The sequence below is a fragment of the Rhizobium sp. 01T444 genome (genome assembly GCF_056398305.1).
Genome location: NZ_JBFTPD010000144.1, coordinates 1 through 785, shown reverse-complemented (window position 1 = coordinate 785; position 785 = coordinate 1). Strand labels below are relative to the sequence as shown.

General features: G+C 59.7%; 1 protein-coding gene. It reads left to right on the top strand.

Annotated elements, in window-relative coordinates:
* Window positions 1–785 (top strand): hypothetical protein (locus AC1DTN_RS37630; protein WP_477925213.1); only part of this gene is annotated, 785 nt, incomplete at both ends.

Below are 785 nucleotides of genomic sequence, written 5' to 3'. Positions count from 1 at the left end.
CATCAATTGGCATCTTTGCCCTGCTGATTTCAACAAATGGCAGCGTGAGAGGGAGGACGAGCGACATCGATGGGTGGTGCAGGCTGCCCCACACTTGCCGACGGCGAGCAATGCGCCCGAGCCGATTGGTTCAGTCCGTGGCATTCAACATCCCCCTTCGCGCTCGGCTCAACTGGCCGAGTGGCAGGTATGGAAGAACATCCCTTCATGCGCGCTATGGGAAGCTGTTTGCCTAACGTATGACATTGAGCCGGACGACGAGCGGCACGACATGGCGCTCTGGCTCCAATCTAAGCGGGGCGCACCGTATGGGTTTCCAGCGGACTTTGCAGAACGGCTAAGAGTGGCGCAAGCAAACGTCAGCACCAAAGGGCCGATAGAACCGCTGGAGCTGTACACCGGTGTTCGAGAAGACGCACGCGCAAAAGTCCGTCTTTCCGATGTGGCGAAATTCGCCCTCGACTGCGGGTGGCAAATACCCGGCGCAATGCGAGCGCTCGTGGACCCCATCGCGTTGGCCGCGAAAGCGGAGCATGACCGGAAGAAATCGAAGGAGCTTGATGCGATGCGGGTGCCCGGCGATAGTGGCACGTCAACCGGTCAGCAATTGCTTTCTGACGATAAACCGCCCGGGCGCCAGGCCGCGCCCGTGGTCGCTGAGAGCGTGTCCCGTGTCATTCACTCGACCAAAGAACGTCGCGACACCTTAACGCCCGTTATTGAGTTTGCACAAAAGCAATGCCGCAACCCGCAAGACACTGCCGAGGTCTGGGGCGCTTTGCTGG